The following is a 24050-nucleotide window of genomic DNA, read 5'->3' on the forward strand; positions in this document are numbered from 1 at the left end:
AGCAAGCCCCGAGGGGCCTGACGTGCGCGATACTGGGATTGAACCAGTGACCCCTACCGTGTCAAGGTAGTGCTCTCCCGCTGAGCTAATCGCGCCTGGTGCGGCGGTGTTGCAGCAGACCCCGGAAGGCCCGTTACTGTGCGCGATACTGGGATTGAACCAGTGACCCCTACCGTGTCAAGGTAGTGCTCTCCCGCTGAGCTAATCGCGCCTGATGTGGCGATCCTGCAGCAAGCCCCGAGGGGCCTGACGTGCGCGATACTGGGATTGAACCAGTGACCCCTACCGTGTCAAGGTAGTGCTCTCCCGCTGAGCTAATCGCGCGGGGAGGCCTCCCGGAAGAACCGGGAGGACCTCTTGGAGGTGGAGACGGGATTTGAACCCGTGTACACGGCTTTGCAGGCCGTTGCCTCGCCTCTCGGCCACTCCACCAGGCAACACATGAAGAACGATCTTACACTGTTCTCCATCGAGCGGACGACGAGATTCGAACTCGCGACCCTCACCTTGGCAAGGTGATGCTCTACCAACTGAGCCACGTCCGCCTGTCTCCCGGGGGGCTTCACCGCTTTTCTTCGGCTGCGCTCCCTGGCGACGTGTTGAACTCTAGCGGATTCCCGGGCCAGCTAAAAATCCGTTCCCGCAGCATGCGAGGGGATGACCGGCGAGTGCCGTCCCGTCAGCCCTCCCGGCCGACCACCGGCCACCACCTGCGCCGCTCCCGGACGATCATCCGCAGGCCACCCGGCGCACACCCGCACGACGCACGCGACTGCTCGTACGCGGGGGCGCGAGCCGGGCTGGGCCCACGCCCCCCGACCTACACTTCAGGCACCGCCCCCCAGCACCACCGCGCAGGAGAACCGTGTCCGGCCACCCCGCCCCCCGCACCCCGCTCGCCCGCTTCGGCGGCCGCCTCGCCACCGGACTGCGCGACGTCACCTCGGACCCGGCCGCCCTGGACTCCGCCGGCTACTGGGCCGTCGCCTACGACTTCGAGGGCCGCCTCACCTGCGCCCGCTTCGACGAGGTCCGCCCCGCCCCCGCCCCGCCCTCCGGCGCCGGCTGGCGCGGACCGGAGGCCGGCGGCTGGCACAGCTCCCTCGACCGCGCCGCCTACACCGCGGGCGTCCGCCGCATCCGCGAGCACATAGCCGCCGGCGAGGTCTACCAGGCCAACCTCTGCCGGGTGCTCTCCGCACCACTGCCCGACCCGGACCGCAGCGACGTCGACGCCCTCACCGGCCTCCTCGCCCACGGCAACCCCGCCCCCTACGCCGGCACCATCCGCCTGCCCGACCACGGCGTCGAGATCGCCACCGCCTCGCCCGAGCTCTACCTGCGCCGCACCGGCCGCACCGTCTCCTCCGGCCCGATCAAGGGCACCGGCCGCACCGAGGACGACCTCCTCGACAAGGACCACGCCGAGAACGTGATGATCGTCGACCTGGTCCGCAACGACCTCGGCCGGGTCTGCGGGACCGGCACCGTCACCGTCCCCGACCTCTGCGCCGTCGAGAAGCACCCCGGCCTGGTCCACCTCGTCTCCACCGTCGAGGGCACCCTGCGCGAGGGCGCCGGCTGGCCCGAACTCCTCGCCGCCACCTTCCCGCCCGGCTCCGTCACCGGCGCCCCCAAGTCCAGCGCCCTGCGGATCATCGACGCCCTGGAGACCGCCCCCCGCGGCCCGTACTGCGGCGCCGTCGGCTGGGTCGACGCCGACCGCGGCGAGGCCGAACTCGCCGTCGGCATCCGCACCTTCTGGATCGACCGGACGGACCCCGCCGCACCCGTCCTGCGCTTCGGCACCGGCGCCGGCATCACCTGGGGCTCCGACCCCGAACGCGAATGGGCCGAAACCGAACTGAAGGCAGCCCGCCTGGTCGCGATAGCGTCGGGCGGCGAACCCGGTGGCGAGTCCGGCAGCGGATCCGACCCGACCGGGGCCTGAGCCCCCACCGCCTAGGAGCAGCACCCGATGCACAACCGCACCACGAGCTGGGTCAACGGGGCCCTCGTCGACTCCGCCGACGCGACCGTCTCGGTCCTCGACCACGGCCTCACCACCGGCGACGGCGTCTTCGAGACCCTGAAGACGGTCGACGGCCGGGCCTTCGCGGTCACCCGCCACCTCGACCGGCTCACCCGCTCCGCCCGCGGCCTCGGCCTGGCCGACCCCGACCACGACCTGGTCCGCGAGGCCTGCGACCAGGTCCTCGCCGCCAACCCCGCACCGCTCGGCCGGCTGCGCATCACCTACACCGGCGGCAACGGCCCGCTCAGCTCCGAGCGCGGCACCACCGGCCCCACCCTGGTCGTCGCCCTCAGCGCGATCGGCCACCGCCCCGACGAGACCGCCGTCGCCGTCGTCCCCTGGCGCCGCAACGAGCACAGCGCCGTCGCCGGCCTCAAGACCACCTCGTACGCCGAGAACGTCGTCGCCCTGGCCGCCGCCCACCGCGCCGGCGCCTCCGAGGCCCTGTTCGCCAACACCGCCGGCCTGCTCTGCGAGGGCACCGGCTCCAACGTCTTCGTGGTCCTCGGCGGCCGCCTGCTCACCCCCGCCCTCGCCTCCGGCTGCCTGGCCGGCATCACCCGGCGGCTCGTCATCGACTGGTGCGGCGCCGAGGAGGCCGACCTCCCGCTCACCGCCCTCCAGGACGCCGAGGAGGTCTTCCTGACCTCCACCACCCGCGACGTCCAGGCCGTCACCCGGGTCGACGACCGCGAACTGCCCGGCATCGGCCCCGTCACCGCCAAGGCCATGGCCGTCTTCGCCGAGCGCAGCGGCGACGACCTCGACCCGTGATCCCCGGCCGGGGAGCAGGCCGACCGCGTGGATAACCTCCCCCGCAACGGGAAGGGACCACCACATGACCACCACGCTGCGCCCCGAGGGCCCGGAGACACCCACCGCGGCCGGCGGCCGCACCAGACGCTGGCTGATCCTCTCCAACGGCCGCCCGGTCGGCGCGGTGCGCACCACCGCCGACCCGCAGGGCGGTCAACTCTTCGGGAGAATATCCGAGTTGGAAGTCACCGAGGGCCGGGGCCGGGGCCGCGGCACCTTCGGCGGGCTGGCCGCCGAGGAGGTGCTGCGCACCTGGGGCTGCACCCGGGTCGACGTCGCCGTCCCGGAGTCGGCCGCGGCGGCCCGGGGGCTCGCCGCGACCCTCGGCTACACCGAGCGGGCCCTGGCCATGTCCAAGCCGCTGGTCGACGCCCCCGAGCTGCCCGTCGGGCTGAGCGCGCGCCCCTTCGACGACCCGGCCGAACTCCGGGCCTGGTACGAGGAGTCCGCGGACGACTACGTCCGCATGATGGTCGGTTCCGGACTCACCGAGGAACAGGCCCGCGCCCGCATGGCCGCCGGGCCGCAGAGCCCGCCCCCGCCGGACCCGGAGGCCCCCGGCATGGTCGTGCGCCGCCTGTACGGCGCCGACGGCGGGGAGGGCCCGTACGGCCTGCTCTGGCTGCAGCCGCGCCTGCGCGACCAGCCGGACGGCGAACCGCTCGCCTGGGTGATGAAGGTCGAGGTGTCCCCGGCCCATCAGGGCCAGGGACACGGACGCACGCTGATGCTGCTCGCCGAACGCGAGTGCCTGGCCGCCGGGGTGCGGCACCTCGGCCTCAACGTCTTCGCCGGCAACGAGGTCGCCATCCGGCTCTACACCTCGCTCGGCTACCGGGTCACCGAGCGCGTCTACGGCAAGCAGCTGTGACCGGGCGTGCGGTCAGGAGGACTTCGCCGCCTCGAGGACGGCCACGATCCGCTCGCGCAGCCCGTCCTGGCTCTGCCCGCCGTCGAGGCGCTTCCCGCCGATCACGTACGTCGGCGTGCCCGTGACCCCGATCGCCTTGCCCTCGGCCTGGTCGGCGTCGACGGTCAGCATGTGCCGGCCGTCGACCAGCGCGGTGTCGACCTCCTCGACGTCGGCCCCGACCTCCCGGGCCACCTCCAGCAGCACCTGCTGCCCGCGCGCGTCCAGCTCCGCGGTGCGGGCCAGCAGGGCCTCCACGAAGGGCCAGCCCAGCCCCTGCGCGAACGCCTCCTCGGCCGCCTCCGCGGCGGCGTAGGCGTGCTTGTGCTTCTCCAGCGGGAAGTGCCGCACCTCCAGCGGCAGCGCGTCGCCGTACTGCGCGCGCAGCGCCCGTACGTCGTCCAGCGCGGTGTGGCAGTCCGGGCACTGGAGGTCGCACCAGAACTCGAGGCGGGGGAGGGAACCATCGATCATTCCCTCAGTGTTCCACTAGTGGGCGCCCGCTCCGGCCGGAGGTGCGCCCGAGGCGGACCGAGAGGAAGGCACCGATGACCAGGACGACCGGACACGAAGGAGCGGCCCCGTGCTGAGCGCGGCGATCAGCTTCATCCTCACGGCGGGCGGAGTGGCCTTCGCGGGGCTGCGGGCCTACCGGCGGCGCTTCCTGTCGGCGACCCGCTGGTTCGCGGTGGCCCTGCTGCCCGCCGGGCTCTACCTCACCGGCCTGTTCCCGCTGGCGAGCACGATCGCCCGGGAGTTCGCCGACTGGGCGACCAGGCTGGTCTTCGACCCGCGGGTCTGGACCGGCATCGCCCTGCTCGGCGTCTCCGCGGTCCTGCTGGTCACCACCCGCTGGGTGGGCCGCCGGGGCGGTACGGCGGTGGAGAGCACCCCGGAGCGCCCGGCCGCGGCCGGCCCGGCGCCCGAGCGCCCGGCGGTGGCGGCGCCGGCCCCCAAGGCCGCGAAGAAGCCGGCCGCGGGCAAGCGGGAGGACGGCCTCGGCGACTTCGCCGACATCGAGGAGATCCTCCGCAAGCGCGGGATCTGAGCGGGACGGGTGGATCCGGCGGGCCAGGCGGACCGAGCGGACCCGGGCGGTCAGGCGGAGGGAACGGCCTCCGCCGACCGCTGCCGCGCCCGGTAGGCGGCGACGTGCAGCCGGTTGCCGCAGGTACGGCTGTCGCAGTAGCGCCGCGAGCGGTTCCGGGAGAGGTCCACGAAGACCCGCGCGCAGTCCGGCGCCTCGCAGCGGCGCAGCCGCTCCCGCTCGCCCGCCATGAGGATGAAGGCCAGCGCCATGCCCAGCTCGGCCGCCAGGTGGTCGCCGAGCGCGGCGTGCGGCGCGAAGTAGTGGATGTGCCAGTCGTGGCCGTCGTGGTTGGTCAGCCGGGGCGTCGTCCCGGCGGCCGCGACCATCGAGTTGACCAGCTCGGCGGCCTCCGCGGTGGACTCCGTCGCGAACACCTCGCGCAGCCGGGTGCGCAGCTCGTGCACCCGCCGCAGGTCGTCCTCGGTCAGCGAGTCGATCTCGCTGATCTCCTGGCGGACCACGAAGGCGTCCAGTGCGGCGACGTCCGGCAGCCGCTCGGCGCCGCACACCTCGGGCGCGGTGTTGAGCAGCTCCACGAGGAGGCTCAGCGCGCACTCGGTGTCATGGGTGATCAGCACGTTGGGGGCTCCTCGCGCAGGGGGACTCCGATACCCCGCGTCCGCGGTTACCCCAGACCATACCGGGCCTCGTACCGGTAGGGCGGTGCCTTCTTTCGAAGATGTGTGCGCAGTCCGGCAAGGCGTCCGAAACCGGACACCGCCCGGCCGGACGGCCCCCGGGGCACCGTCCGTAGGGCCGCCGGAAGACGTCGGCGCCCGGCACCGAGGCCGGCCACCCGTGAGGATGACCGGCCTCGGTGCCGGGCGCCTGCGGTGCTGGGGCCCGCTCCGGGGGAGCGGGACCGCCTCACCGGCCCCGAGACCGCGTCGTGCGCGGCTGAGTCCGCTGCCGTGCCCCCGAGTAGGACGGCTGCGATGGCGGCAGGCGGTATGGCCCCGCCGACAGCGGGGCGTGACCGCCCTCCGGACGGGGTCAGCTTTCGGCGAGGATGTGGGACAGCTCCCGGTCGAGGTCGAAGTGACGGTGTTCGGTGCCGGGGGGCACCGCGGCGTCCGTCCGCTTGAGGAACGACTCAAGCGCTCGGGCCGGGGCCTCCAGCAGGGCTTCTCCTTCCGGAGAGCTCAGTGCGATGCAGACCACCCCTTGCCCGTGACTGCGGGACGGCCACACCCGGACGTCGCCGGTACCGGTGGGTCGGTGCAGCCCCTCCGCGAGGAGATCTCGGGCGAACACCCACTCCACGGTCTCGTCGGCGCCCGTGTGGAACGTGGCGTGCACGGCGTAGGGGTCGGCGGTGTCATAGCGCAGGCCCGCGGGGACGGGCAGTGAGGACTCGCTGGACACGATGAGGCGCAGGTGCAGCTCGCAGCTGACCGTGGTGTTCATAAGCGCCATGGCCTTTCGCTCAGTGTGCGCTCGGGGAATCGCACGTCGGCGAACGGACCATCCCACCCCCAAGACCGATGTAAACCCCTCTGTCCCGATTCGGGCGCGAGTCGTACCCCTTACGGCGCATTGCGGAATCGCCCCGCAGCGGCCGGGCCGGGCATTACCCGGGCGCTACTTGGTTAGTTTCCTGGCATGACTGTGCGAAACGACAAGAGGCGCGGGAACACGGGAACGGGTGAAGCGGCTGTGGCGGTTGACGCAGTCGTCGACGGCGGACGGGCGACCGGTTGACGGGCCCCGGCCGGCGTCCGCCGCACCCGGTCCGGCGGGTGGTGATCTCCCCGGCTGGCCCCGCGGGGGTGCGCTCGGACCGGTCGCGCCGCCGCCCGGCTGGTGATCTTCCTGGGTGCGGGGCCCGACCGACCGGGCCCGGCCCCGCACCGGATCCGCCGCGAGGTCACGGAGGCCGCCCGGCGGGCCGTGACCCGCGGGTGCGCCGCCGCGAACCGGGGCGGCCGGACGGGAGCCCGGGGGGCGACCGGGAGCGGGGTCGCGGGCGGGGAGGGTGGTCGGAGCACCCTCTGGGATGCGGTAATGTTTTCTCTGCACCCGGGCGATTAGCTCAGCGGGAGAGCACTTCGTTCACACCGAAGGGGTCACTGGTTCGATCCCAGTATCGCCCACCGGAATGCACAGTGATACGTGAGGCCCAGCCGATTATCGGCTGGGCCTCACGTGTATTTCCGGAATCCGCCCGAAGAGCCGTCGGTAATCGCCTGAGGCACAGTCATCTTCCGCGTGGGGCGCGAGTTCTGCGGAGGTGTCGGCAGTACCCGGAACGGGCGAGTTGTACGACCGGCCCCGAATGGTGCTACAGTTCTTCTCGTTGCCCGGGCGATTAGCTCAGCGGGAGAGCACTTCGTTCACACCGAAGGGGTCACTGGTTCGATCCCAGTATCGCCCACCCGGACAGCACGCAGGCCCTGACCAGGAAACAGGTCAGGGCCTGCGGCGCGTTCGGGCCCGGGACACCGGGGCCGCCCGTCTACGCCGCCGCCTCGCAGCCGTGCTCCGGCTCCAGTCGGCGCCCGCAGCCGCACCGGGCCGGCCGCAGCGGCCAGGACAGGTCCACCCGCTCCGCCTTCCCCGAGCGGTCGAACCAGTTCTGCAGCCCCCGCGCCTGCGCCGCGTGCCAGACCGCCTGCCGCAGGTGCAGCTCCGCCGCCGACAGCCCGCCCAGCGCCGCCGGGTAGCGGGCGCCGATCCGCCGGGTCAGCGCCAGCGCCGCCGCCGCGTCCGCCGCCGCGTCGTGCGCCCCGGCCAGCTCCACGCCGTAGTGGGCGCACAGGTCGGTCAGCGTCCGGCGGCCCTTGCGGTAGCGGTCCACGTGCTTGTCCAGCACCCGCGGATCCAGCACCACCAGCCCGGCCGCCGCCGGCCCCCCGGCCAGCGTCAGCCCGTGATGACGGCGCAGCTCCCGGTCCAGCAGCGTCAGGTCGTAGGGCGCGTTCATCACCACCACCGGATGCCCGGCCAGCGCCTCGGCCGCCAGCGCGTGGGCGACCTCCGCCACCACCGCGCGGGCCGGACGCCCGTGGGCGCGCACCCGCTCGTCGGTGATGCCGTGCACCGCGCGGGCGCCGTCCGGGATCGGAACCCCCGGATCGGCGAGCCAGGTGGTGGTCCGCGCCGGTGCGCCCGGCGCGAGCTGGACGACCAGGGCGGCGGAGACGATCCGGTCGTTCTCCACGTCCACGCCGGTCGTCTCGGTGTCGAAGGAGGCGAGCGGGCCGGTGTACCAGTGCTGCTGCATGACTGCCCCTCAGACGAGCGTTGCGCCCGGTTGATACCCGGTTCTGACGCCCCTTCAACCCGTTTGGCCCAAGCCCGACCGGGGATCCTGCCCATGACTGTCCCGATCGAATCGACCGACCCGTCCGGACACCGGGACGGGCCCGAGCCGGGGGAGGCCACGGGGCGATGGCACTGACCCAGCCGCAGCCCGAGGAGGCGGCGGCCGCACCGCGGGGGAACCTCGCGGTCACCGCCTGCATGGAGACGTTGCAGGTCGGCTACCTGCACGCGGTCGCCGCCGCGGCCGGCTGCTCGCTCTCCCAGCCGTTCCCGGACAACGGCATCGACTGGCACGTCAGCCACGGCTCCCGGGCGCACGAGGTGGACGACGAGGTCACCATCAAGATCCAGCTCAAGGCCACCCAGCAGGTCGCGCCCGACCCGGCCGGACCGTTCTTCAGCTTCACCCTGGACAACGACCACCTGCGCAAGCTCGCCCGGCCCCGGGTCGCCGTACCGCGGATCCTGGTCGTGATGCTGCTCCCGCGCCGGGTCGACCACTGGCTGCGGGCCCGCCCGGACGCCCTGGAACTGCGGCACTGCTGCTACTGGGTCAACCTGGCCGGCCACCCCGTCACCGGGCAGCGGCGCACCAACGTCCGGGTGCCCACCGACAAGGTCTTCGACGACCGCGCGCTCTGCGACATCATGGCCCGGATCGGCGCGGGCGGCAGCCCGTGACGGCCCGGCCGCGGCAGGGAGGAACCGGACCCATGACACCGCCGTACCCACCGGGCGAGCCGGCCCGGCCCCTGCCCGACCCGGCCGCCGTCGACCCCGCCGTGCTGGCCACCCTGCTCGCCCGGCACGGCTGGGTCCGCCGCGGCGGCCCGGCCGCCCGGTACGGACGCTGGACCCCGCCCGACGAGGAGCCCGGCACCAGCCTGCTCGTCCCGGCCGGGGACGGCTTCGACGACGCCGTCGAACTCCTCACCGACGCCGTCGCCGCGCTCTCCCGCGCCCGTACCCCCTCCGCCCGCTCGATCCTGCTCGCCCTGGCCGTCCCCGGCGACGAACTGCGCTGGCACCGCGAGCCGCCCGGGCCCGCCGGGACCGTTTCCTGGGACGAGGCCGAGCGGCTCAGAGGGGCGGCCCGAGGGATGCTCGCCGCCGGCGCCAAGGCCGCCCGCACCAGGGCCGGCTACTTCGGAGCCCGGCTGGACGGCCTCGCCGGGGACTACCTGGACCGCGTCCTGCTGGTCGAACAGGGCGCCGCCCTCACCGCGTACACCCCCGCCCCCGAGGGCCGCGCCGCCGTCACCACCCTGGTCCGGGCCCTGGAGGCGCTGCGCGACGCGGTCGACTACCGCCGGGTCAGCGGCGGGCCCGAGGCCTTCGGGAACGCCGTCCGGGCCGGGGTCAGCCGCGAGCTCGTCCGGTCCGTCGAGGACCTGGTGCGCGACGCCACGGCCGCCCGGCTCAGTGTCGCCTGGTCACCCGCCGCCGGGACGCCGGGCGGCTTCGGCGACCGCCGGATCGACCTCGACTTCTCGCCCGGCGACCTGCCCGCCCTGGCGGAGGCCGCCGACCTGCTGGAACGGACCGAACCCGCCATCGCCGTCACCGTGCTCGGCGTGGTCACCCGCCTCAAGCGCGCCGACCCGGCCGGACCGGGCTCGGTACGGCTCCGGGTGCTGACCGGCGCCGACGTCCGGGAGCTCAAGCTCCGCCTGCCCGACCCCGACTACCGGCTCGCCGCCGAGGCCCACCTCGCGGGCCTGCCCGTCCGGGTCTCCGGCCGGCTGGACCGGCACGACGGCTTCCGCCGGCTCGTCCGCCCGCACGGACTGGAGCTCCGCGGCTGGGAGGACGGGGACCGCGAGCGGCTGCTGAAGTCGCTCGGAGAGAAGACGGAGGAAGGGGGAGAAGGGGCGTAGGTGGACGGCAGGGGCGGCGCTCTCGGTACCATCGTCACGCGCAGCGCAGTGTTGCGTCCTCTGAAATCCAGCACGTCAGGAGAGACCGGTGACGGACGTCCGGGTAATCATCAGCCGCGAACCCGATCGGGAAGAGCGCGTGGTGACGACGGGCACCACGGCCGCCGAGCTCTTCGCCGACGACCGCTCGATCATCGCCGCCCGCGTCGGCGGCCAGCTCAAGGACCTCGCCTACGCCGTCCAGGACGGCGACGAGGTCGAGCCGGTCGAGATCGGCAGCAAGGACGGCCTCGACATCCTGCGCCACTCCACCGCGCACGTCATGGCCCAGGCCGTGCAGCAGCTCTACCCCGAGGCCAAGCTCGGCATCGGCCCGCCGGTCAAGGACGGCTTCTACTACGACTTCGACGTCGAGAAGCCCTTCCACCCCGATGACCTCAAGGCCATCGAGAAGCGCATGCAGGAGATCATCAAGCGCGGGCAGAAGTTCTCCCGCCGCGTGGTCACCGACGAGGCCGCCGCCGAGGAGCTGGCCGCCGAGCCGTACAAGCTGGAGCTGATCGGCCTCAAGGGCTCCGCCGCCACCGCCGGCGAGGGCGCCGACGTCGAGGTGGGCGCCGGCGAGCTCACCATCTACGACAACCTGGACGCCAAGACCGGCGAGCAGTGCTGGGGCGACCTCTGCCGCGGCCCGCACCTGCCCAGCACCCGCCACATCCCGGCGTTCAAGCTGATGCGCAACGCGGCCGCCTACTGGCGCGGCAGCGAGAAGAACCCGATGCTCCAGCGCATCTACGGGACCGCCTGGCCGACCAAGGACGAGCTCAAGGCCCACCTCGACTTCCTCGTCGAGGCCGAGAAGCGCGACCACCGCAAGCTCGGCAACGAGCTCGACCTCTTCTCCATCCCCGAGGAGATCGGCTCCGGCCTCGCCGTCTTCCACCCCAAGGGCGGCATCATCCGCCGGGCCATGGAGGACTACTCGCGCAAGCGGCACGAGGAGGAGGGCTACGAGTTCGTCTACACCCCGCACGCCACCAAGGGGAAGCTCTTCGAGAAGAGCGGCCACCTCGACTGGTACGCGGACGGTATGTACCCGCCCATGCAGCTCGACGAGGGCGTGGACTACTACCTCAAGCCGATGAACTGCCCGATGCACAACCTGATCTTCGACGCGCGCGGCCGCTCGTACCGTGAACTGCCGCTGCGCCTCTTCGAGTTCGGGACGGTGTACCGCTACGAGAAGTCCGGCGTCGTGCACGGCCTGACCCGTGCCCGCGGCTTCACGCAGGACGACGCGCACATCTACTGCACCCGCGAGCAGATGGCGGAGGAGCTCGACTCCACGCTGACCTTCGTGCTCAACCTGCTCCGCGACTACGGTCTGACCGACTTCTACCTGGAGCTGTCGACCAAGGACCCGGTCAAGTACGTCGGCAGCGACGAGACCTGGGAGGAGGCCACCGCCGTCCTGGCGAGCGTGGCCGAGAAGCAGGGCCTGCCGCTGGTGCCGGACCCGGGCGGCGCGGCCTTCTACGGCCCGAAGATCTCGGTGCAGGCACGGGACGCCATCGGCCGGACGTGGCAGATGTCGACAATTCAGTTGGATTTCAACCTCCCCGAGCGCTTCGACCTGGAGTACACGGCGGCGGACGGCTCGCGTCAGCGGCCGGTCATGATCCACCGGGCGCTGTTCGGCAGCATCGAGCGGTTCTTCGCGGTGCTGCTGGAGCACTACGCCGGCGCCATGCCGCCGTGGCTGGCTCCCGTCACCGTGACCGGCATCCCGATCACCGACGAGCACGTGCCGTACCTGCTGGAGGTCGCGGCCGAGCTCAAGAAGCACGGGATCCGGGTCGAGGTCGACACCTCGGACGACCGCATGCAGAAGAAAATCCGCAACGCACAGAAGACCAAGACGCCGTTCATGCTGATCGCGGGCAACGACGATGTCGAGGCGGGTGCGGTGTCCTTCCGCTACCGCAACGGCGAGCAGAAGAACGGCGTGCCCCGTGACGAGGCCATCGCCGAGATCGTTGATGCTGTGGCGCGTCGTATCCAGGTGTGAGGTGGGCCCCGCCTGAGCGGGGGTGATCCGAAAATTCGGAACGCGCACCGGAGGAAGGTGCCGTAGGCCCCGCGTTCGCGGGGTTGCGCGGGGCAGGCTCTCGATGAGTCTGCCCCGCGCGGCTTTGCAAGCCCTGTCGGGCGAATATGCTGATCAGCATGACGACTGAGCCGGAACTTCAGCGGGGCGTCGGCGAGCCGGACGGCTTCCGCCGCTTGTGGACGCCTCATCGGATGGCGTACATCCAGGGTGAGAACAAGCCCACCGGCCCGGCTCCGGACGACGGTTGTCCGTTCTGCTCGATCCCGTCGCTGAGCGACGAGGAGGGGCTGGTCATCGCCCGGGGGAGTGCCGTGTTCGCGGTGCTGAACCTGTACCCGTACAACGGCGGGCACCTGATGGTGGTCCCGTACCGGCACGTCGCCGACTACACGGACCTGGACGAGGCCGAGACGGCCGAGCTGGCGGACTTCACCAAGAAGGCGATGACGGCGCTGCGGGCGGCCTCCGGGGCGCACGGGTTCAACATCGGGATGAACCAGGGCGCGGCGGCCGGGGCCGGGATCGCGGCGCACCTGCACCAGCACGTGGTGCCGCGCTGGGGCGGGGACACCAACTTCATGCCGGTGGTCGGCCACACCAAGGTGCTGCCGCAGCTGCTGGCGGACACCCGGAAGATGCTGGCCGAGGTCTGGCCGCAGGGCTGATCCACAGCACGAGCGCAAGAGGGCCCCACCGAAGAGATCCCGGTGGGGCCCTTCCGCGTTCCGCGGGTCAGCCGGCGTTGAAGGTGTCGACGTCGTACGGGCGGGGGCTCTGCGCCTCGGACTTGATGATCGAGGTGCGGTTCTTGAAGAAGCGGTCGGCGTCCAGGTCGTGCTCCTCCAGGAACTCCAGGGTGGCCGCGTGGACGGCGGCGAGCACCGGGACGGAGGCGTTCTGGGCGTTGTCGACCATGGAACGGTTCTCCCAGGCCCGGCCGGCCCAGATGTGCCGCAGCCCGAACGGCTCGGGCAGGCCGAGTCCGCCGCCGAGCCAGGTGAGCAGCCCGGGCATCCGGTAGAACGGGGCGCGGACGGCCTGGCGGACGACCTCGTCGTTGTCGATCAGGGGGAGCTTGACGGTGCGCTCCTCCCAGAACTTCACGGTCTTGGCGACCGACTTCTCCTTGTCCTTGGGCTTGTCGAAGAAGACGCCCTTGACCGGGCCGAGCGCGTAGCCGGACACGGTGATGTTGAGGACGTTGGCGAGCAGGGTGACGGTGACGGTGAAGGTGAGGACCAGCTTGCCGTCGTGGGTGATGAACTGGGTGGCGAGGTAGTGCCGGGGGCCGCCGGAGAAGGTCTGCTTGTCGGCGACGCTCTGGACGGCGAAGTCGCGCATCCGGTCGCCGTCCATGTCGGCGTTGCCGGGGCGGCTGATCTCGTCGGCGCCCTCGCCGATGTCGAAGACGACCCACTGCTTGATGGCGACGTTGGGCATGCCGCTGTTGGCGACGTGGCTGACGCCGAGGCCCTTCAGGTGGGAGGAGATCCGGCGGATCAGGTCCCAGGGGTGGAAGGCGCGGAAGTCGACGTGGCCCTCGGCGGGGTGGAGGGTGTCGGCGAGGCGCCATTCGCCCCAGCGGCGGCCGGCGCCGAGGATGCCCTTGGGACCGGCGTAGTGGTGGATGTTGGTCTCCTGCTCGGCGTCCAGGCGGCCGAGCTTGTCGCGCAGGTCGGCGGCCTTCTTGTCGAGGTCGTCCCGGGGGACGGCCTTGGCGACGGTGGCGGCGACGGCGCTGCCCTCGACCAGGGCCTGCCAGCGGCTGCGCAGGTCCTTGGCGGAGCGCTCGACGATCCGGCGGGCGAGGTACCAGCCGATGACCGGCGCGAGCATGGTGACGCGCAGGTAGACGCCGATGAAGCCGGTGGCCGGCGGGCGCAGGGCGAGCAGGACGGCGAGGGCGGCGGCCGCGGCGAGCACGATGCCGCCGTAGACGGCCGCGTTCTTCGGGTTGTCCCGCTTGAGCCAGGCGCGGAGCTGGAAGGCGCCGAGCCAGACCAGGGTGCCGGGGAGGAAGAGCACGCCGGTGGCGATGGAGACGGTGCTGAGCTGCCGGTCGCGGGTGTTGCGCAGTTCCTCGGCGGCCAGGCAGTGCTCGACGACCTGGCGGGTGTCGACTCCGAAGGCCGGGACGAGGGGTTTGCGGGCGCCGCCCAGGGCGCGGGAGACCAGCGCCTTGCTGAAGGCCTCGCCGAGGTTGGGGCGGAAGAGCGCGAAGCGGCCCTTCTTCGCGGTGGCGTCGGTGACGGCGCCGACGAAGCCCTGGATCTCGCCGTCGCGGTAGGCGGTCGAGGAGAGTCCCTGGGTGATGGCGGTCTGCGGCCCGGTGTCGGTCCGGGGTATCTGCGCACCCGGGGTCATGTCGAGTGTGGTCACGGTGGCGTCCCCTCCTCCCCTTGTCAGCGGCAGGTTACCGTGCCGTGGCACCCCCGCGCGGATGATCGTCTGAAGTACCGTCACCGGAGGCCTGAGGGGCATGATGCCCAGCTTCGGGCGGGTCGATGCCCGCCGTGGGAGGGATGGGGGCGGTGGGGCAGGATGGGTGGTGGGAGTGACGAAAGGGGCGCGGCCGTGAAGGATCCGGTGCTGGTCTTCGACGGGGACTGTTCGTTCTGCTCGTCCTGCGTGCGCTGGGCGGAGCGGTACCTGCGGCAGACGCTGGCCTCGGGGGGCTGGGAGGCGGTGCCGTTCCAGTTCGCGGACCTGGCGGGGCTGGACGGGCGTGCGGGCGGGCGGGGCGAGGTGTCGGCGGAGCGGGCGGAGCGCGAGGTGCTCTGGGTGACGCCGGCCGGCCGGGTGTACGGGGGCGCGCAGGGGGTTGCGCGGCTGCTGATGCGCTCCGGCGGGGCGTGGGCATATCTGGGCGCGGTGTTGACGGCGGCGCCGGTGCGGCCGCTGGCGGGGGTGGTCTACCGCTGGGTGGCGCGCAACCGGCACCGGATGCCGGGGGGTACGGCGGCGTGCGCGCTGCCGGCCCGGAAGCCCGTCCGGCCGTAGACCCGTCCGGCCGTGGTCCGGCGCGGGGCCGCTCAGTCGGTGTAGCGCTCGGCCAGGGCGGCGGGCATCGGCTCGTGGCGCAGGTAGGCGCGGGAGAACTCGGCGGTGCCGTGGGTGAGCGAGCGCAGGTCGACCGGGTAGCGGACGAGTTCGAGTTCGGGGACCTCGGCGCGCAGCAGGGTGAGGCCGGTGCCGCCGGTCTCGCTGCCGAGGACGCGGCCGCGGCGGGCGGAGAGGTCGCCGAGGACGGCGCCGAGGTAGTCGTCGGGGAGCAGGACGCTGACGGCGGCGACGGGCTCGAGCAGGCGGATGACGGCGTGCTCGGCGGCGTCGCGCAGGGCGAGGGCGGCGGCGTTCTGGAAGGACGCGTCGGAGGAGTCGACGGAGTGCGCCTTGCCGTCGGTGAGGGTGACCCGGACGTCGACGAGCGGGTGGCCGGTGGCGACGCCCTTGGCGAGCTGGGCGCGGACGCCCTTCTCGACGGAGGGGATGAAGTGCTTGGGGACGGCGCCGCCGACGACGTGCTCCTGGAACTCGAAGCCGGAGCCGGCCGGGAGCGGTTCGACCTCCAGGTCGCAGATGGCGTACTGGCCGTGGCCGCCGGACTGCTTGACCAGGCGGCCGTGGCCGGCGGCGGCGGTGCCGAAGGTCTCGCGCAGCGCGACCTTGGGTTCGACGGTGTCGACGTGGACGCCGTGGCGGGTGCGGAGGCGGTCGAGGACGACCTCGGCGTGGGCCTCGCCGGTGCACCAGAGGACGAGCTGGTGGGTGTCGGGGTTCTGTTCGAGGCGTAGGGCCGGGTCCTCGGCGGTGAGGCGGGCGAGGGCCTGGGAGAGCTTGTCGTCGTCGGCCTTGCTGTGGGCTTCGACGGCGATCGGGAGGAGCGGTTCGGGGAGGTTCCAGCCGTCGAGTTCCACGGGGTGGCCGGGGTCGTGGACGGTGTCGCCGGCGCGGGCGGTGGTGAGTTTGGCGGCGCAGACGAGGTCGCCGGCGACGGCGTGCGGGACGGGGCGCTGGAGTTTGCCGAAGGGGCTGGTGAGGGCGGTGACGCGTTCGTCGCCGTTCTGGTCGGCGGTGTGGGCGGTGCCGGTGAGGTGGATCCGGGTGTCGGGGCGCAGGGTGCCGGCGTAGAGGCGCAGCAGGCTGATCCGGCCGACGTAGGCGTCGCCGGTGACGCGGACGACCTGGGCGGCGAGCGGGGCGTCGGGGTCGCAGGCGGGGGCGGGGCGGGTGCGTTCGGTGGGGTCGGGGAAGGTGTGGGCGATGAGGTCGAGGAGTTCGGCGGCGCCGAGGCCGTTCTCGCTGGTGGGGACGGCGGGGTGGAGGGTGCAGGAGAGGACTTCGCGGCGCAGGCCGGCTTCGAGGGAGTCGGTGTCGAGGGGGTCGCCGGAGAGGTAGCGCTCCATGAGGGTGTCGTCCTGGCCGGAGATGGCCTCGACGAGGCTGTCGTGGGCGGGGGCGGTGTCGGGGAGGGGGTCGGTGTCGCCGTAGGTGTCGCCGGTGAGGAGGTCGACGCTGCCGTCGGGGTGTCCGTCGTGGAGGACGGGCAGGAAGAGCGGGCGGAGGGTGTCCGGGCCGAGGTCGAAGGCGTCGTGGCAGGCGGTGAGGATGTCGTCGAAGCCGGTGTGGGCGAGGTCGAGCTTGGCGACGGCGATGGCGCGGGGGATGCCTTCGGCGGCGCATTCGCGCCACAGGGCGCGGGTGGGGGCGGTGACCGGGTCGGTGGCGGAGACGACGAAGACGGCGGCGTCGGCGGCGTGCAGGGCGGCGCGCAGGTCGGCGGTGAAGTCGGGGTGGCCGGGCGGGTCGATCAGGTTGATCTTGACGCCCTTCCATTCGAGGGGGAGGAGCGCGAGCTGGACGGAGCGCTGCTGCTGGTGCTCGATGTCCTCGTGGTCGGAGACGGTGGTGCCGTCGGTGACGCGGCCGGCCCGGCCGGTGGCGCCGGAGGCGAGGGCGAGGGATTCGGCGAGGGTGGTCTTGCCCACACCGCTGGGGCCGATGAGGACGACGTTGCGCAGGTCCTTCGGGCCGTTGACGGGGGGTGCCTGGCCGGCTCGTGCCGTGCTGCGGTCGGGCATCGGGGTCTCCTCCCGTGGCGCCGAGGCTGTCTTTGGCAGTCTAGGGTCGGGTTCTGCGGGGCGCGTGTCGTAGGGGCCGGTCGGTGACGGTCCGTGTGTGGGTGGTGGCGGGGGCGCCGACCCGGCGGTGCGTGCGCCGGAGCGTGTCTCCGGCGTGGCTACGATGGGTGGGCCGGACGGGCTGATCCGCCCGGCCGTCTGCCGCGCGTTCCGCGCCAGGCGGTATCTGGGAGATCGGAGCGGCTGGGAAGGCCATGCTCAACAAATACGCGCGTGCCTTCTTCACACGTGTCCTGACCCCGTTCGCCGCGTTCCTGATCCGCCTCGGTGTGAGTCCGGACGCCGTGACGCTGATCGGTACCGCCGGTTCGGTGGCCGGTGCGCTGGTGTTCTTCCCGCGCGGGGAGTTCTTCTGGGGCACCATCACGATCACGCTGTTCATCTTCTCGGACCTGGTCGACGGGAACATGGCCCGCCAGTTGGGCCGGACCTCGAAGTGGGGGGCGTTCCTCGACTCCACCCTGGACCGGGTCGCGGACGCGGCGATCTTCGGTGGTCTGGCGATGTGGTACGCGGGCAAGGGTGACGACAACCTGCTCTGCGCGGTGGCGATCTTCTGCCTGGCGAGCGGTCTGGTGGTGTCGTACACGAAGGCGCGGGCGGAGAGCCAGGGTCTGCCGTGCGACGTGTCGGGGCTGGTGGAGCGGGCCGAGCGGCTGGTGGCCAGCCTGGTGGCGGCCGGGGTCGCGGGTCTGCACACGTTCGGTGTGCCGTACGTGGAGTGGCTGCTGCCGGTGGCGCTGTGGCTGGTGGCGGCGGGCAGCCTGGTGACGGTGTTCCAGCGCATGCTGACCGTGCGCCGGGAGGCGTTCGAGGCCGACCGAGCGGCGGCCGGGAGCTGATGGGGGGCGTCCTGCGGTGACGGACCGACTGGTGTACTGGGCGTACGCGCTGGGGTGGGGGCTGCTGAAGCACCTGCCGGAGCGGGTGGCCGCGGGGCTGTTCGACCGGCTGGCGGACTACGCGTGGCGCAAGCGCGGCAAGCGGGTGCTCCAGTTGGAGGCGAACCTGCGCCGGGTCCGTCCGGGCTTGGACGAGGCCGCGATGCGGGAGCTGTCGCGGGCCGGGATGCGCTCGTACCTGCGGTACTGGATGGAGTCGTTCCGGCTGCCGGTGTGGAGCCGGGAGCGGGTGGCCCGGGATGTCCAGGTGGACGGCTTCGAGCACCTGCGGGAGACGCTGGAGGCCGGTCGGGGCGCGGTGATAGCGCTGCCGCACATGGGCAACTGGGACCTCGCGGGGACCTGGGTGGCGCAGCAGGGCTACCCGTTCACCACGGTCGCGGAGCGGTTGAAGCCGGAGCGGCTGTTCGACCGGTTCGTGGAGTTCCGGGAGGGTCAGGGCATGGAGGTCCTGGCGCTGACCGGCGGTTCGGTGAACGTGATCGGGACGTTGGCGCGGCGGCTGCGCGAGGGCCGGCTGGTCTGCCTGGTGGGGGACCGGGACCTGTCGGAGGCGGGTATCGGGGTGACGTTCTTCGGTGAGGAGACCCGGATGCCGGCCGGTCCGGCGGCGCTGTGCCAGCGGACCGGGGCGGCGCTGATGCCGGTGACGCTCTGGTACGACGGTCCGGTGCTGCGGGGCCGGATCCACCCGGAGGTGCCGGTGCCCGAGGAGGGCGACCGCAAGGAGCGCACCCGGGCGATGACCCAGGCGATGGCGGGGGTGTGGGAGCGGGGCATCCGCGAGCACCCGCAGGACTGGCACATGCTGCAGAGGTTCTGGCTCGCCGACCTGCCGGTCCGTGAGACGGTGAAGGCGGCGCCCGCGGAGCGCGCGGAGGGGGCCCCGGAGCCGGTGGCCGAGGCCTCCGGGTCCTGATCCGTTCCGCCGTCCCGCCCGCACGACCGTCCGAAGGAGCTTGAGGAACCCGTGAAGATCGGCATCGTCTGCCCGTACGACTGGGACGTCCCCGGTGGGGTGCAGTTCCACATCCGGGACCTGGCCGAGCACCTGATCGGTCTGGGGCACGAGGTGTCGGTGCTGGCGCCGGCCGAGGACGACGAGGCGCTGCCGCCGTACGTGGTCCCGGCCGGGCGGGCGGTGGCGGTGCCGTACAACGGGTCGGTGGCGCGGCTGAGCTTCGGCATCCTGTCGGCGGCGCGGGTGCGGCGGTGGCTGCACGACGGCCGCTTCGACATCCTGCACGTGCACGAGCCGGCCGCGCCGAGCCTGTCGATGCTGGCCGCCTGGTCGGCGACCGGGCCGATGGTGGGGACGTTCCACACCTCCAACCCGCGGTCCCGGATGATGATCGCGGCCTCGCCGATCCTCCAGCCGGGGCTGGAGAAGATCCGGGCCCGGATCGCGGTGTCGGAGTACGCCCGGCGCACCCTGGTGGAGCACCTGGGCGGGGACGCGGTGGTGATCCCCAACGGCGTGGACGTGGGCTTCTTCGCGGAGGCCGAGCCGGACGAGCGCTGGACGGGCGGTGCGGCGAAGGGGGAGCCGGGCACGATCGGCTTCATCGGCCGGATCAACGAGCCGCGCAAGGGCCTGCCGACGCTGCTGGCGGCGCTGCCGAGGATCCTGGTGGAGCGGCCGGGGGTGCGGCTGCTGGTGGCGGGCAAGGGCGACGAGGAGGAGGCGGTCGCGGGCCTGGCGCCGGAGGTGCGCCGGCAGGTGGAGTTCCTCGGCATGGTGAGCGACCGGGACAAGGCCCGGCTGCTGCGCAGCGTGGACCTGTACGTGGCGCCGAACACCGGGGGCGAGAGCTTCGGGATCATCCTGGTCGAGGCGATGTCCGCGGGTGCGCCGGTGCTGGCGAGCGACCTGGACGCGTTCAAGCAGGTGCTGGACGGCGGGGACGCGGGCGAGCTGTTCCCGGTGGAGGACGCGGACGCGCTGGCCCGTACGGCGCTGCGGCTGCTGGGTGATCCGGCGCGGCTGGAGGAGCTGCGGGAGGCGGCTTCGCGGCACGTGCGGCGGTTCGACTGGTCGACGGTCGGCGCGGACATCCTGGCGGTGTACGAGACGGTGACGGCGGGCCAGGCGGCGGTGGTCGAGGAGGACGTGCGCAGCGGTCGGCGCGGCCGGTTCGGGCTGGCCCGGGACTGATCCCCGGGGCCGGTGGGGTTAGGGTCGGGCGTCCGTACCACTGCGATCCACGGGGGCGACGATGCCGCAGATCTCCGTCGACTACTCGGCCGACCTGGCCGGAACCTTCGACCGCCGGGGCCTCGGCCTGGCGATCAACCGGCTGGCCGAGGCGACGATCGACGCGAAGCCGGAGTCCTGCAAGACGGTGTTCCGGCAGAGCGAGCTGCTGGTGGTCGGGACCAGCGGGGCGGCCGGCGACACCCAGGTGTTCGTGGAGTTCCAGATCTTCCCGGGTCGTTCGCCGGAGGCGAAGGCGGCGCTGAGCGAGGGCGTGCTGGCGCTGCTGGCGCGGTTCGTCCGGCCGAGGCCGGGCACCCGGCTGTTCACGGCGGTGAACATCGCGGACATCGACCGGGAGAGCTACCGGAACGCGACCGCCCGGGGCTGAACCGGTGACACCGGGTAACGTAGCGGCCCGTGACTACCTGGATCTGGGCCGGCGTGGCCGTGGTGCTGTTCGGCATGTACCTGAGTTGGACGGCCGGCCGGTTGGACCGGCTGCACGCCCGGATCGACGCGGCGCGGGCGGCGCTGGACGCGCAGCTGGTGCGCCGGGCCTCGGTGGCGATGGAGCTGGCGACGTCCTCGCTGCTGGATCCGGCGGCCTCGCTGCTGCTGCTGGACGCGGCGCACGCGGCCCGGCAGGCCGATGACGAGCAGCGCGAGGTGGCGGAGAGCCAGTTGAGCCTGGCGCTGCGGGCGGTGTTCGAGGAGCCGGAGCAGATGGCGGCGCTGGTGGCGGAGCCGGGTGGCGAGGACGCGGTTCGTGAGCTGACGGCCGCGGTGCGGCGGGTGCCGATGGCCCGCCGGTTCCACAACGACGCGGTGCGGGCGGCGCGGGCGGTGCGCGAGCACCGGCTGGTGCGGTACTTCCGGTTGGCGGGGAAGGCGCCGTTCCCGTTGGCGTTCGAGATGGACGATGCACCGCCGCCCGCTCTCACGCCCGAAGGGGCGCCTGCTTAAGGTGTCCCCCGGATACGGCCCGTTTGTCGTGTCCCGTCGTCCTGGCTGGACTTGGTGGCGCATGAGTGGGCCATCCGGTCTGCCTACCATAGGGCGATAGCACTGATTCATCTTCGAGTGAGGTCTCACGTGTCCACGACCCCCACCACCGCAGACCAGCCGCAGATCGGCACCGCCCGGGTCAAGCGCGGCATGGCCGAGCAGCTCAAGGGCGGTGTGATCATGGACGTGGTCAACGCCGAGCAGGCCAAGATCGCCGAGGACGCCGGCGCCGTGGCCGTCATGGCCCTGGAGCGGGTCCCGGCCGACATCCGCAAGGACGGCGGCGTGGCCCGCATGTCCGACCCCAACATGATCGAGGAGATCATCGAGGCGGTCTCCATCCCGGTGATGGCCAAGTCCCGCATCGGCCACTTCGTCGAGGCCCAGGTGCTCCAGTCGCTGGGCGTCGACTACATCGACGAGTCCGAGGTGCTGACCCCGGCCGACGAGGTCAACCACTCGGACAAGTGGGCCTTCACCACCCCCTTCGTCTGCGGCGCCACCAACCTGGGCGAGGCCCTGCGCCGCATCGCCGAGGGCGCGGCCATGATCCGCTCGAAGGGCGAGGCCGGCACCGGCAACGTCGTCGAGGCCGTCCGCCACCTGCGCCAGATCAAGAACGAGATCGGCAAGCTGCGCGCGCTGGACAACAACGAGCTGTTCGCCGCCGCCAAGGAGCTGCGCGCCCCGTACGAGCTGGTCAAGGAGGTCGCCGAGCTCGGCAAGCTGCCGGTCGTGCTGTTCTCCGCCGGTGGCGTGGCCACCCCGGCCGACGCCGCGCTGATGCGCCAGCTGGGTGCCGAGGGCGTCTTCGTCGGCTCCGGCATCTTCAAGTCGGGCGACCCGGCCAAGCGTGCCGCCGCGATCGTGAAGGCCACCACCTTCTTCGACGACCCGAAGGTCATCGCGGACGCCTCCCGCAACCTGGGCGAGGCCATGGTCGGCATCAACTGCGACACCCTGCCGGAGACCGAGCGCTACGCCAACCGCGGCTGGTAACCACCCGCAGTTTCCGAGCCGGCCCGCCGCAGCGCCTCGGCGCGCGGCGGGCCGCGCCACGTAGTCCGTCGTAACGATCGATAGAGGTTGAAGACCGTGAGCACTCCTGTCATCGGCGTCCTCGCCCTCCAGGGCGACGTCCGCGAGCACCTGGTGGCGCTGGCCGAGGCCGACGCGCTCGCCCGTCCGGTGCGCCGCGCCGAGGAGCTGGCCGAGGTCGACGCGCTGGTGATCCCCGGCGGCGAGTCCACCACCATGTCCAAGCTGGCGCTGCTGTTCGGCGTGATGGAGCCGCTGCGCGAGCGGGTCGCCGACGGGATGCCGGTCTACGGCACCTGCGCGGGCATGATCATGCTGGCGGACAAGATCCTGGACGGCCGCGACGACCAGCAGACCGTCGGCGGCATCGACATGACGGTGCGCCGCAACGCCTTCGGCCGCCAGAACGAGTCCTTCGAGTCCGGGATCGAGTTCGCGGGCCTGGACGACGCGCCGGTGCACGGCGTCTTCATCCGCGCCCCCTGGGTCGAGGGGGTCGGCGCGGGCGTCAAGGTGCTGGCCGAGCTGCCCGCCGCGGACGGCCCGGAGAGCCGGATCGTCGCCGTGCGCCAGGGCAACCTGCTGGCCACCTCCTTCCACCCGGAGCTGACCGGCGACCACCGGGTCCACGCGTACTTCGTGCGGATGGTCGAGGAGCACCTCGCCGGTCGGTAGACCGCCGCCCACCGTGTGCGCCCCACCGCCGGCGACACCGGTAAGATCTCATCTGTTCATTTCCCTTTGGCGACGTAAAGGAGCTGGCGATGTCCGGCCACTCTAAGTGGGCTACCACCAAGCACAAGAAGGCCGTGATCGACGCCAAGCGCGGCAAGCTCTTCGCCAAGATGATCAAGAACATCGAGGTGGCGGCGCGCACCGGCGGACCCGACCCGGCGGGCAACCCGACCCTCTACGACGCCATCCAGAAGGCGAAGAAGAGCTCGGTCCCGATCGACAACATCAACCGCGCCGTCAAGCGCGGTGGCGGCCTGGAGGCCGGCGGCGCCGACTACCAGACCATCATGTACGAGGGCTACGGCCCGAACGGTGTCGCGGTCCTGATCGAGTGCCTCACCGACAACCGCAACCGCGCCGCCTCCGACGTGCGCGTCGCGATGACCCGCAACGGCGGCTCGATGGCCGACCCGGGCTCGGTCTCGTACCTGTTCACCCGCAAGGGTGTCGTCATCGTCCCCAAGGCCGACGGCGTGGACGAGGACAAGCTGTTCGAGGTCGTCCTGGACCAGGAGCCGGAGGAGATCAACGACCTCGGCGACTCGTTCGAGATCGTCTCCGAGGCCTCGAAGATGGTCGCCGTGCGCACCGCGCTGGTCGACGCCGGCGTCGACTACGACTCGGCCGAGGCCAACTTCCTCCCCAGCATGCAGGTCGAGCTGGACGTCGACGGCGCCCGCAAGATCCTGAAGCTGATCGACGCGCTCGAGGACAGCGACGACGTGCAGAACGTCTTCGCCAACTTCGACATCTCCGACGAGGTCGGCGCGCAGCTCGACGCCGAGTGATCACCGCCCAGTGATCGTCGGTGGGTGACCGGTCCCACTGCCCGGCCCGGTGGTCCCTGGACCACCGGGCCGGTGTCGTCGGCGGGGTTGTCGGACCCGGGCGGTAGCCTGCGGAGGTCCTTCGTGGCGAGTGGCAGGGAGA

23 protein-coding genes and 7 tRNA genes are annotated in these 24050 nt (G+C 72.4%); 19 read left to right on the forward strand and 11 right to left on the reverse strand.

Annotated features, from left to right (window positions below):
* Window positions 1-23: 23 nt before the first annotated feature.
* The 5 genes from ACFVXH_RS13085 to ACFVXH_RS13105 all read right to left on the reverse strand — a co-directional run bounded on the left by ACFVXH_RS13085 (window position 24) and on the right by ACFVXH_RS13105 (window position 545).
* Window positions 24-95, reverse strand: a tRNA-Val gene (locus ACFVXH_RS13085).
* Between the two features lie 44 nt (window positions 96-139).
* Window positions 140-211, reverse strand: a tRNA-Val gene (locus tag ACFVXH_RS13090).
* Between the two features lie 41 nt (window positions 212-252).
* Window positions 253-324, reverse strand: a tRNA-Val gene (locus ACFVXH_RS13095).
* A 34-nt stretch (window positions 325-358) separates the two neighbouring features.
* A tRNA-Cys gene (locus ACFVXH_RS13100) sits at window positions 359-432 on the reverse strand.
* Window positions 433-472: 40 nt separating this feature from the next.
* Window positions 473-545 (reverse strand) — tRNA-Gly (locus ACFVXH_RS13105).
* Window positions 546-865: 320 nt separating this feature from the next.
* Between ACFVXH_RS13105 and ACFVXH_RS13110 the strand changes: the two genes are divergently transcribed.
* The 3 genes from ACFVXH_RS13110 to ACFVXH_RS13120 all read left to right on the forward strand — a co-directional run bounded on the left by ACFVXH_RS13110 (window position 866) and on the right by ACFVXH_RS13120 (window position 3722).
* Window positions 866-1951, forward strand: a complete 1086-nt coding sequence (locus tag ACFVXH_RS13110) for a chorismate-binding protein (protein WP_049656197.1) — start codon at window positions 866-868, stop codon at window positions 1949-1951.
* 27 nt (window positions 1952-1978) lie between these two features.
* Window positions 1979-2809: an aminotransferase class IV gene (locus ACFVXH_RS13115; protein WP_380737389.1), complete on the forward strand. Its 831-nt coding sequence runs from the start codon at window positions 1979-1981 to the stop codon at window positions 2807-2809.
* 64 nt (window positions 2810-2873) lie between these two features.
* The gene (locus ACFVXH_RS13120; protein WP_375876749.1) at window positions 2874-3722 is read left to right on the forward strand and encodes a GNAT family N-acetyltransferase; all 849 of its coding nucleotides are present in this window, start codon (window positions 2874-2876) and stop codon (window positions 3720-3722) included.
* Window positions 3723-3734: 12 nt separating this feature from the next.
* Here the strand turns inward: ACFVXH_RS13120 and ACFVXH_RS13125 are convergent, their stop codons facing one another.
* The gene (locus ACFVXH_RS13125) at window positions 3735-4235 is read right to left on the reverse strand and encodes a DsbA family protein (RefSeq protein ID WP_117487168.1); all 501 of its coding nucleotides are present in this window, start codon (window positions 4233-4235) and stop codon (window positions 3735-3737) included.
* A gap of 109 nt (window positions 4236-4344) precedes the next feature.
* On the opposite strand from ACFVXH_RS13125, the gene ACFVXH_RS13130 reads away from it, so the two are divergent.
* The gene (locus ACFVXH_RS13130; RefSeq protein WP_380782063.1) at window positions 4345-4809 is read left to right on the forward strand and encodes a hypothetical protein; all 465 of its coding nucleotides are present in this window, start codon (window positions 4345-4347) and stop codon (window positions 4807-4809) included.
* A 50-nt stretch (window positions 4810-4859) separates the two neighbouring features.
* Here ACFVXH_RS13130 and ACFVXH_RS13135 read toward each other — a convergent pair whose 3' ends face one another.
* Together ACFVXH_RS13135 and ACFVXH_RS13140 are read right to left on the reverse strand one after the other, a co-directional pair.
* Window positions 4860-5429 carry a CGNR zinc finger domain-containing protein gene (locus ACFVXH_RS13135; RefSeq protein ID WP_049656188.1) on the reverse strand — a complete coding sequence of 190 codons (570 nt, stop codon included), beginning with the start codon at window positions 5427-5429 and terminating at the stop codon, window positions 4860-4862.
* 415 nt (window positions 5430-5844) lie between these two features.
* Window positions 5845-6258, reverse strand: coding sequence for an SsgA family sporulation/cell division regulator (locus tag ACFVXH_RS13140; protein WP_030056266.1), 414 nt, complete (start codon window positions 6256-6258; stop codon window positions 5845-5847).
* Window positions 6259-6872: 614 nt separating this feature from the next.
* Here ACFVXH_RS13140 and ACFVXH_RS13145 point away from each other — a divergent pair.
* A tRNA-Val gene (locus ACFVXH_RS13145) sits at window positions 6873-6944 on the forward strand.
* A 209-nt stretch (window positions 6945-7153) separates the two neighbouring features.
* Window positions 7154-7225 (forward strand) — tRNA-Val (locus ACFVXH_RS13150).
* 81 nt (window positions 7226-7306) lie between these two features.
* On the opposite strand, the gene ACFVXH_RS13155 is transcribed toward ACFVXH_RS13150, so the two are convergent.
* Entirely contained in the window at window positions 7307-8074 is a 768-nt protein-coding gene (locus ACFVXH_RS13155; protein WP_074002368.1) for an exonuclease domain-containing protein, read from the reverse strand.
* A 167-nt stretch (window positions 8075-8241) separates the two neighbouring features.
* Here ACFVXH_RS13155 and ACFVXH_RS13160 point away from each other — a divergent pair, with 167 nt between their 5' ends.
* The 4 genes from ACFVXH_RS13160 to ACFVXH_RS13175 all read left to right on the forward strand — a co-directional run bounded on the left by ACFVXH_RS13160 (window position 8242) and on the right by ACFVXH_RS13175 (window position 12767).
* Entirely contained in the window at window positions 8242-8796 is a 555-nt protein-coding gene (locus tag ACFVXH_RS13160; protein WP_074002369.1) for a DUF4365 domain-containing protein, read from the forward strand.
* Window positions 8797-8828: 32 nt separating this feature from the next.
* Window positions 8829-9992: a hypothetical protein gene (locus tag ACFVXH_RS13165; RefSeq protein ID WP_380737392.1), complete on the forward strand. Its 1164-nt coding sequence runs from the start codon at window positions 8829-8831 to the stop codon at window positions 9990-9992.
* Between the two features lie 88 nt (window positions 9993-10080).
* Entirely contained in the window at window positions 10081-12060 is a 1980-nt protein-coding gene (gene thrS / locus ACFVXH_RS13170) for a threonine--tRNA ligase (protein WP_380737394.1), read from the forward strand.
* Between the two features lie 146 nt (window positions 12061-12206).
* On the forward strand, window positions 12207-12767 hold the full coding sequence (locus ACFVXH_RS13175; protein WP_049651438.1) for an HIT domain-containing protein: 561 nt from the start codon (window positions 12207-12209) through the stop codon (window positions 12765-12767).
* Window positions 12768-12834: 67 nt separating this feature from the next.
* Here the strand turns inward: ACFVXH_RS13175 and ACFVXH_RS13180 are convergent, their stop codons facing one another.
* Complete coding sequence (locus ACFVXH_RS13180) at window positions 12835-14481, reverse strand: hypothetical protein (RefSeq protein WP_079272097.1); 1647 nt, start codon at window positions 14479-14481, stop codon at window positions 12835-12837.
* Window positions 14482-14676: 195 nt separating this feature from the next.
* Between ACFVXH_RS13180 and ACFVXH_RS13185 the strand changes: the two genes are divergently transcribed.
* Window positions 14677-15102: a thiol-disulfide oxidoreductase DCC family protein gene (locus ACFVXH_RS13185; protein WP_387822920.1), complete on the forward strand. Its 426-nt coding sequence runs from the start codon at window positions 14677-14679 to the stop codon at window positions 15100-15102.
* A gap of 32 nt (window positions 15103-15134) precedes the next feature.
* Here the strand turns inward: ACFVXH_RS13185 and ACFVXH_RS13190 are convergent, their stop codons facing one another.
* On the reverse strand, window positions 15135-17183 hold the full coding sequence (locus ACFVXH_RS13190) for an elongation factor G-like protein EF-G2 (protein WP_049651435.1): 2049 nt from the start codon (window positions 17181-17183) through the stop codon (window positions 15135-15137).
* Between the two features lie 254 nt (window positions 17184-17437).
* Here ACFVXH_RS13190 and pgsA point away from each other — a divergent pair, with 254 nt between their 5' ends.
* The 8 genes from pgsA to ACFVXH_RS13230 all read left to right on the forward strand — a co-directional run bounded on the left by pgsA (window position 17438) and on the right by ACFVXH_RS13230 (window position 23908).
* A complete protein-coding gene (gene pgsA, locus ACFVXH_RS13195) occupies window positions 17438-18085 on the forward strand; it encodes a phosphatidylinositol phosphate synthase (protein ID WP_049651434.1) in 648 nt (215 codons plus the stop codon).
* A gap of 16 nt (window positions 18086-18101) precedes the next feature.
* The gene (locus tag ACFVXH_RS13200) at window positions 18102-19064 is read left to right on the forward strand and encodes a phosphatidylinositol mannoside acyltransferase (protein ID WP_241852867.1); all 963 of its coding nucleotides are present in this window, start codon (window positions 18102-18104) and stop codon (window positions 19062-19064) included.
* Between the two features lie 51 nt (window positions 19065-19115).
* Window positions 19116-20300 carry a glycosyltransferase family 4 protein gene (locus ACFVXH_RS13205; protein WP_387822925.1) on the forward strand — a complete coding sequence of 395 codons (1185 nt, stop codon included), beginning with the start codon at window positions 19116-19118 and terminating at the stop codon, window positions 20298-20300.
* A 61-nt stretch (window positions 20301-20361) separates the two neighbouring features.
* Window positions 20362-20730, forward strand: coding sequence for a 5-carboxymethyl-2-hydroxymuconate Delta-isomerase (locus ACFVXH_RS13210; protein ID WP_049651431.1), 369 nt, complete (start codon window positions 20362-20364; stop codon window positions 20728-20730).
* Between the two features lie 29 nt (window positions 20731-20759).
* Window positions 20760-21305, forward strand: a complete 546-nt coding sequence (locus ACFVXH_RS13215; protein WP_049651430.1) for a membrane protein — start codon at window positions 20760-20762, stop codon at window positions 21303-21305.
* A 129-nt stretch (window positions 21306-21434) separates the two neighbouring features.
* Complete coding sequence (gene pdxS, locus ACFVXH_RS13220; RefSeq protein ID WP_049651429.1) at window positions 21435-22346, forward strand: pyridoxal 5'-phosphate synthase lyase subunit PdxS; 912 nt, start codon at window positions 21435-21437, stop codon at window positions 22344-22346.
* A gap of 96 nt (window positions 22347-22442) precedes the next feature.
* Window positions 22443-23060, forward strand: a complete 618-nt coding sequence (pdxT, locus tag ACFVXH_RS13225) for a pyridoxal 5'-phosphate synthase glutaminase subunit PdxT (RefSeq protein ID WP_049651445.1) — start codon at window positions 22443-22445, stop codon at window positions 23058-23060.
* 89 nt (window positions 23061-23149) lie between these two features.
* On the forward strand, window positions 23150-23908 hold the full coding sequence (locus tag ACFVXH_RS13230; RefSeq protein ID WP_049651428.1) for a YebC/PmpR family DNA-binding transcriptional regulator: 759 nt from the start codon (window positions 23150-23152) through the stop codon (window positions 23906-23908).
* Window positions 23909-24050: the final 142 nt, after the last annotated feature.

The organism is Kitasatospora sp. NPDC058184, from assembly GCF_042883725.1.
Classification (GTDB): domain Bacteria; phylum Actinomycetota; class Actinomycetes; order Streptomycetales; family Streptomycetaceae; genus Kitasatospora.

What these genes read in the sequence shown, in the direction of transcription:
- ACFVXH_RS13115 (WP_380737389.1), top strand. Translation starts at nt 1,979, where the DNA reads ATGCACAACCGCACCACGAGCTGGGTCAACGGGGCCCTCGTCGACTCC.
- ACFVXH_RS13120 (WP_375876749.1), top strand. Translation starts at nt 2,874, where the DNA reads ATGACCACCACGCTGCGCCCCGAGGGCCCGGAGACACCCACCGCGGCC.
- ACFVXH_RS13125 (WP_117487168.1), bottom strand. Translation starts at nt 4,235, where the DNA reads ATGATCGATGGTTCCCTCCCCCGCCTCGAGTTCTGGTGCGACCTCCAG.
- ACFVXH_RS13140 (WP_030056266.1), bottom strand. Translation starts at nt 6,258, where the DNA reads ATGAACACCACGGTCAGCTGCGAGCTGCACCTGCGCCTCATCGTGTCC.
- ACFVXH_RS13155 (WP_074002368.1), bottom strand. Translation starts at nt 8,074, where the DNA reads ATGCAGCAGCACTGGTACACCGGCCCGCTCGCCTCCTTCGACACCGAG.
- ACFVXH_RS13160 (WP_074002369.1), top strand. Translation starts at nt 8,242, where the DNA reads ATGGCACTGACCCAGCCGCAGCCCGAGGAGGCGGCGGCCGCACCGCGG.
- ACFVXH_RS13165 (WP_380737392.1), top strand. Translation starts at nt 8,829, where the DNA reads ATGACACCGCCGTACCCACCGGGCGAGCCGGCCCGGCCCCTGCCCGAC.
- ACFVXH_RS13175 (WP_049651438.1), top strand. Translation starts at nt 12,207, where the DNA reads ATGCTGATCAGCATGACGACTGAGCCGGAACTTCAGCGGGGCGTCGGC.
- ACFVXH_RS13190 (WP_049651435.1), bottom strand. Translation starts at nt 17,183, where the DNA reads ATGCCCGACCGCAGCACGGCACGAGCCGGCCAGGCACCCCCCGTCAAC.
- pgsA (WP_049651434.1), top strand. Translation starts at nt 17,438, where the DNA reads ATGCTCAACAAATACGCGCGTGCCTTCTTCACACGTGTCCTGACCCCG.
- ACFVXH_RS13210 (WP_049651431.1), top strand. Translation starts at nt 20,362, where the DNA reads ATGCCGCAGATCTCCGTCGACTACTCGGCCGACCTGGCCGGAACCTTC.
- ACFVXH_RS13230 (WP_049651428.1), top strand. Translation starts at nt 23,150, where the DNA reads ATGTCCGGCCACTCTAAGTGGGCTACCACCAAGCACAAGAAGGCCGTG.